Here is a 7,105-nt window from a genome sequence, read left to right as displayed (position 1 = left end):
TTGCGCAAGTGAATGAAACGGGCGAAATAGATTTAACAGCGCCAGTGTTAACGATTAATCCTATTGGTGCAACCAATGATGAAACACCTGTTATTAATGGCACATCTGATTTACCAGTCGGAACTTCCATTCAGGTTAATGTAATTGATGCGAGTGGCAATGAGCAAATTGTTAGTACTTTAGTGGATGCGCAAGGAAACTGGCAAATTGAATTAGCTCAATTGGCAGAAGGGGAATTTAATATACAGGCCAAAGCACTGGATGATGCAGGTAACGAACAAATAGTTCAGGCAACGGGTATTATTGATACTCAAGCCCCAGAAATTTTTATTGATGAGATTGGACTAGTTAATGATCCAACTCCGCTTATAAGTGGTACTTCAAATGCTTTAGCTGGTAGTGTTATTGAGATTGTTATTATAGATGCGAATGAAATAACTCAAATCATTACTACAACAGTATCTCAATCTGGAACTTGGCTAGCTACCACCCAAAGTGAACTGGCTGAAGGTGAGTTTGATGTGCAAGCTAATGTCATAGATCAAGCTGGTAATGTAGCAAGTTATTCGGTGACTGGTGAACTAGATACCACAGCACCGGGATTGGTAATTGACTCGTTTGAAACTACTACGGACTCAACACCATTAATATCAGGTTCATCGGATATGGCTTCAGGAACCAATGTTGAAATTCTGATCACCGATAATAATGGGGTGCAACATGAACTTAATACTCAAGTTGTGGATGGTGGTCTTTGGCAAGTAGAACTTAATACTCCACTTGCTGAAGGGCGTTTTTCAGTTAACGCGATAGTAATTGATGACGCCGGAAATCAAAGTTCAGCAGGGTTTAATGCTTTATTAGATAGTCAGGCTCCAAGTCTTGAAATTAATGAGTTGGTAATAACAAATGATCAGACCCCAAGTATAGGTGGAACTTCTGACGTTAGTGCAGGTAGAGTCGTTAATATTGAAATAACCGACTCAATTGGTGAAGTTGAACAATATACAGCGGTTGTTGATGCTCAAGGCCAATGGCAATTTAATGTAAATCATCCACTAGCAGAGGGTATTTATACTGTTAATGCGAATGTTGCTGATAGTGCAGGAAATATAACCCAAATAACAGCCCAAGGAGAAATTGATATTACAGGGCACTTATTGTCAATTAACTCAATAACCGATCCAACAGATCCAACACCGATTATTTCAGGGAGTTCAGATGCCCCACAGGGGACTTTAGTTGAAATAAAAATAATCGCATCTGATTTGTCAGAGCAATTATTAACTACCAGTGTCGATCAATCAGGAAATTGGCAAATTACTTCAGCACAAATTTCAGATGGCGAATTTACAGCGACCGCATCTATAGCTGATTCAGTAGGCAATACTACTAGCACTACCATGAGTGGCATTATTGATACAACAGCACCGGATATCAGCATAAACGAGCTAGGAGTAAGTTCAGATAATACACCACAAATTTCCGGAACAAGTAATATGCCTGCAGGCACCCAAATTAACGTCAATGTTATTGATGCCGAGGGGCAGTCACAAGCCTTAATTACATCAGTGAAAGTGGACGGGAGTTGGTTAGTTGAGGTCCCAGCTGGACTTGCTGAAGGTGAATTTCAGGTTAATGCCAATATTAGTGATGATAATGGCAACCAAGGGGTGGCAACTGCAAATGGGGTAGTAGACACTCAGGCTCCGGTAATTAGCATTAATCCAATTGGATTAATTAATGATAATACGCCAATAATTTCTGGTGACTCTGACCTAGTTACTGGTAGTGAAATAAATATAACGGTTACAGATGCTGAAAATAATAGCCAAATTTTTACGACTATAATTGAGGAAGATGGTAGTTGGTTTATCAATGTAACCTCAGCCTTAGCTGACGGGGATTTTACTATAAATGCCCAAGCTGAAGATTTAGCTGGCAATAGCGGACAAACACAAATAACCGCTCAATTAGATACTCAGGCACCAACTTTAAATGTTACTTCGGGTTTAGTGATTAATGATAATACTCCAGTGATTACAGGTACAACAAATGCTGGAGAGGGGCAAGCAGTAACGGTCTCACTGCTCGACAGCAATGGACAAAATTATACCATTATCAGCTCTGTTAATGCCTCAGGTCAATGGGCGGTAGAGTTTACCGATGAAATTCCAGATGGTTCTTTTACTATTCAGGCTTCCGTTTCCGATGCTGCAGGAAACCAGACTCAAGTTACTGAGTCTGGTGAGATAAATACTCAAGCACCTGAAGTTAGCGTGTCTGTAGAGAATCTAACTAATGATAATACTCCTTTAATAAGTGGTAGTAGTAATCAAATAGGTAGAGATATACAAATTTCAGTATCAGACTCGAATGGTGATACTCAAAATTTGACTGCGAATGTCAGTAATAATGGAACCTGGCAAGTTGTACCTAATACTCTTGTTGATGGAACATTTACCGTAAAGGTGAGTATTACTGATGAATTTGGAAATACTGCAGAGTCTTCAGCTTCAGGGGTAATCGACACAATAGCTTATCAATTAAGTTTAGATGCTATAGGAGTCATTAATGACCTAACCCCTACCTTTTCAGGCTCTAGTAATGCACCTGAAAATACGAGTATTTTAATTGAAGTGACAGATGCGAGTGGCACTATACAAAGTTTTAGTTCAGTTATTGCTAATGATGGCAGTTGGCAAGCAAGTGTTCCTGCTAATATGGCTGAAGGTAGTTTTTCTGTAAGTGTCGAAATTTCTGATGGTGCTAATAATATTACTAGTGTTAATGCAACAGGTACATTAGATACAACTGCTGCGACAATTAATATTTTAAATTTAAATGATACCAATGATGTAACACCTTTAGTTCAAGGTACGAGTAGCGTTGCCAATGGGGAGGTCGTTGTTCGTTTTACTGATAGTTCAGGTGATCCGGGGCTGTCAGTATCTGTACTAACGGATGGAAATGGAAACTGGCAGGCTGAAGCTCCGTCTGATTTAGCGGAAGGTTTATTCACTGTTCAGGCTGAAGTTACATTTAACGGTAAAACTAGCACTACCAGCGCCACAGCAAATATAGATATAACACCACCAGTTTTACAAATTGATACACTTAATCCTACAAATGATACAACCCCGACCATTAAAGGTTTCACTGATGAACCTTCTGGGAGTCAGGTTTTGATTCGGGTGACTGATGCAGAAAGTAATATTTATGATTTACAAGCCACAGTAAATGCTTCTGGAGGTTGGAGTGCTAATGTTTCGAGTGAATTGGTAGAAGGAAACTTTAGCATTCAGGCAAGTATTACCGATGTAGCTGGTAACCAGACACAAGCTATTAGTAGTGGATTTATCGATCTGACCCAACCTAACTTGACAATTAATGAATTAGGTATGGTTAATACGCTTATGCCGCTTGTTACAGGTACATCAGATCTAACAGCAGGGGCGACTATCAATTTAACAATTATTGATAGCTTAGGAAATGAGTTTACGCGCCAGACTCAGGTAGATGCTGATGGCAATTGGAATTATCAACTCGATCAGGAGCTTGAAGAAGGGGAGTTTAGTATAGAAGCCAGTGCAGCGGATAATGCAGGTAATATAACGACAGCTATTAACAATGGTATTATTGATATTACTGCTCCGGAATTATCAATCAATCCGATAGGGAATACAAATGATACAACTCCTTTATTAAGTGGAACTACTAACTTAGATGCTGGTTCAACTATTTCTATTACAGTTATAGATGCAAACACGCAAGTTATAAACCTCAATACAACGGTCCAACCTAATGGCACGTGGAGTGTAGAGGTAACCCAGGTTATCGCCCAAGGGGAGTTTAATGTTCAGGCTGAAGCTGTTGATGGGGCAGGAAACCAAACGACTAAAAGCTCAACGGGATTTTTGGATTTGACCGCTCCAACGTTAACCATTGATGATATAGGCCAAACTAATGATATTACACCAATCATTAGCGGACAAACAAATGCTGAAAGTGGGCAGCTAGTTCAGGTGACTTTAGTTGATAGTAATAATCAAAGTCAGTCACTTACTGCTACAGTACAAAATGATGGTAGTTGGTGGGTTGAAACTAAAGTAGCTTTAGCTGATGGAGAGTTTACAATTACAGCGAATGTTTCGGACTTAGCTGGTAATATCACTACTGAAACATTAGCTGGTGTTATAGATACTCAAGCTGCATTAATTACATTAAATAATTTAACTGATGGAAATGACTCAACTCCTTTATTATCTGGTACCTCGGATCTTCCTGCTGGAGAAACTATATCTGTTACCATTACAGACTCTCAAGGTGTAACCCAAAATTTAACTGCGGTCACACAAACTAATGGCAATTGGAGCGTAGAACCTAACAATGTAATTGCTGACGGCCATTATGTTGTTAACATCCATTATGAAGATGAAGCTGGGAATGAAACATTTATTAATTCTGGTGCATTAATAGATACGGTTGCTCCAAATTTAACAATTAATTCTATTGGTGCGATAAATGATACCACTCCTAATATATCAGGGAGCTCAGATGCTATTACAGGTAGCCAAGTTCAATTAACTATTACAGATATCAATGGCGTTGTGCAAACGATTACGACTTCTGTATCTAATGGAAATTGGAATATTAATACCCCTAGCCCACTTGCCGAAGGCGAGTTTACTGTAACTGCAAGTATAAGCGATCAATATAATAATCAGGCTACAGTCCAAGTTATAGGCGAGGTGGATACAACCCCTCCGGTTATAAATGTTAATGCTTTAGGTAGCACCCAAGACACGACACCTATCCTCTCTGGGACTTCTGATTTACCGGAAAATGCCACGTTAAGCCTAATTATTACAGACAGAAATGGCTCGAGCCAAACATTAACCACTCAAGTTGATTCAAATGGTAACTGGAGTGTAGAGGCTGAGCAGGCTTTAGCTGAAGGGGAATATTCAGTAACCGTTACAGGTATAGATTCTGCCGGCAACGAAACCGATATTCAAGCCACTGGCAAAGTTGATTTAACTGCTCCAAGTTTAACAATTAATGCATTATCAGCAAGTAATGACTCTACGCCTGAGCTATCGGGCAGTTCTAACGAAATTGGTGCAGTTATATATATTACTGTGACTGATTCGCAAGGAGTAACGCAGTCTTTTTCAACAACCGTTACTAGTAATGGAAGCTGGCTTGTAGATGTCCCTCAGCCACTTGCTGATGGTAATTATAATGTAAATGCTCAAGTACAAGATGCTGCCAATAACCAAGCATCAGTATCTAGAGTCGGAACTATTGATACAACAGCACCTAGTTTATCAATCAATGAATTAGGTCTTAGCAATGACAGCACGCCTTTAATTAATGGAACCACAAATGCAGTTCAAGGGCAGGTTATTAACTTAGTGATAGTAGACTCTAATAATATTGAACATGAATTCTTCACTCAAGTTAATGCTGATGGAACCTGGTCTTATGAAGTGACAGACAGTTTACCTGACGGTGAGTACACTGTGACAGTATATGTCTCTGATGTGGTAGGTAATCAGGCTACAACAACTGCTATAGGACAAATAGACACCTTGCCGCCAGAGCTTGAGATTAATAATATCGGTCATACTAATGATTCTACACCTTTGCTTTCAGGTACTACAACTGCTGAAGTTAACACTCTCGTAAATCTTTATATTGAAGATGCAGATGGTCAAACACAAATTATAACTGCTGTTGTGAATGAAAGCGGTCAGTGGCAACAAACAGTTGGAACACCGTTAGCAGAAGGGAGTTTTTCTGTAGAAGCTACAGTTAATGATTTAGCTGGCAATCAAACAGTAACAAATTCTAATGGCACTATAGATTTAACTGATCCTGAAATCAGAATCGATACTATAGGCGAAACGAATGATACCACTCCTTTAATTAGCGGTGTTAGTTCTGCACCGGTAGGGCAAACGATTAATCTAGTTATCAGGGCATCAACAGGTGAAGAGCAAGCAATAACAACTCAAATCCAGTCTGATAATAGCTGGCAAGTTGAAGTTGAGCAGGTTTTAACCGAAGGTAGTTATACTGTTATCGCTAATGTAGCTGATTTAGCCGGTAATGAAGCTATAGATACAAAAAGTTTTGTTGTTGATATCACACCACCTACAATTACAATTTCGTCAACCGGAGCCGAAAATGATAATACACCTGTAATATCAGGAAGCTCAGATGTTGCCGTTAATACCATTGTGACAGTTGTGCTTGTTGATTCAAATAATGAAAGTCAAACTATTACTACACAAATTGATATTGATGGAAATTGGAGCGTTGAAGCCGTTAACCCGTTATCGGAAGGGACTTTTACTGTGCAGGCAAGTGTGAGCGATACTGCTGGTAACGAAAGCTCAGCAACAACTTCTGGCAATGTTGATACGACTAACCCCATACTAACCTTAGATTTAGATGCAAACCTAGATACGATTAATTCTATTATCAGTAATACTTTGTCTGGAACGACAGAACCAAATGCTCAAGTTTATATAAGAGTAGGCAATGCTGGTAATGAGTTAGTTGGTCTACAAGTTGCCACAGCAGATGAAGATGGTAATTTTTCTATTCCGATAGACGCAGATTTACTCTCTGGTAAAGGTATTCAAGAAGGCGATTTGGTTATCGAAGCCCAAGTAACAGATGCCGCTGGGAATTCTAGTATTGTTGACTTGGAAGCCGTTTTGGATATTACTCCTCCAGAGCTTACATTAAGTGCTTTGGATGTCGTTAATTCAGTTGTTTCTCGTACATTTAGTGGAGTCACAGAACCGGGAGCTCAGGTTAATATTCGTGTTGGGAATAGTGGTGAAGAGCTTGTTGAGTTACAGGTCGTTATAGCAGATGAAGATGGAAATTTTTCTATTCCGATAGATGCAGATTTGCTCTCTGGTAAAGGTATTCAAGAAGGCGATTTGGTTATCGAAGCTACAGCTTCAGATCGAGCTGGTAACATAAGTGTTTTAGATATTAACGCCGTACTCGATATTACCGCCCCGTCTTTAAGTTTAGATCCACTAGGGGGCGTGATTAGCAGTACCTTAACTCAAACACTCAGTGG

General features: G+C 39.5%; 1 protein-coding gene. It reads left to right on the top strand.

The window, feature by feature from the left end; all coding sequences use genetic code 11:
- Positions 1–7,105 (top strand): Ig-like domain-containing protein (locus N7931_RS18810; RefSeq protein ID WP_262795885.1); only part of this gene is annotated, 7,105 nt, incomplete at both ends.

The organism is Catenovulum sp. 2E275 (assembly GCF_025515275.1).
In the GTDB taxonomy this organism is placed as follows: Bacteria; Pseudomonadota; Gammaproteobacteria; order Enterobacterales; family Alteromonadaceae; genus Catenovulum.
This window is presented reverse-complemented; position numbering and strand designations above follow the sequence as displayed.